The sequence below is a fragment of the Limosilactobacillus pontis DSM 8475 genome (genome assembly GCF_001435345.1).
GTDB classification, from domain to species: domain Bacteria; phylum Bacillota; class Bacilli; order Lactobacillales; family Lactobacillaceae; genus Limosilactobacillus; species Limosilactobacillus pontis.
Genome location: NZ_AZGO01000013.1, coordinates 1 through 483 on the forward strand (window position 1 = coordinate 1; position 483 = coordinate 483).

The 483-nt window shown below is 43.7% G+C and carries 1 protein-coding gene; it reads right to left on the bottom strand.

What is annotated here, in order from left to right; all coding sequences use genetic code 11:
- The coding region (gene tnpB, locus FD34_RS01285; RefSeq protein ID WP_057806017.1) for an IS66 family insertion sequence element accessory protein TnpB at positions 1 to 337 on the bottom strand (337 nt) is incomplete at its 3' end.
- Positions 338 to 483 lie beyond the last annotated feature (146 nt).

Consider the following 483-nt stretch of genomic DNA (forward strand, 5'->3'; position numbering starts at 1 on the left):
GGGCAGCTTTGATCCGACGAACTGGCAACGGGTTTAATCCTTTCAATAACCAATCCAATTGCCTAGCTGATAACTTTTTAGCTTCACTACTATGTCTTGGCCAGCTCAAATGACCATTCTCAAAACGCTTATAGAGTAGAATAAAACCTTCACCGTCCCAAAGTAACCCTTTGAACCGATCATTACGTGACCCGCAAAAGAGGAACAGAGAATTATCGTATAACTCTAGTCCATAATTTTCCGCGATAACCATCGCCAGCCCATCAATTCCTTTACGTAAATCAGTTTTCCCGCAAACCAGATAAACGTGGTCTGGATCGTGCCAGTTAATGAGCATAATGCACCACAGCCTTCACAACCTCGGCCGCAAGGCTGGGATTGATGCCTTTGAAAATTGTTAATTGGATATTTCCAGCCTTCATTTCAACGACTGGCCGCGGTGAAATTTTGGCCTTACTAACTGGCTTACCTTTGGCTTTGAAA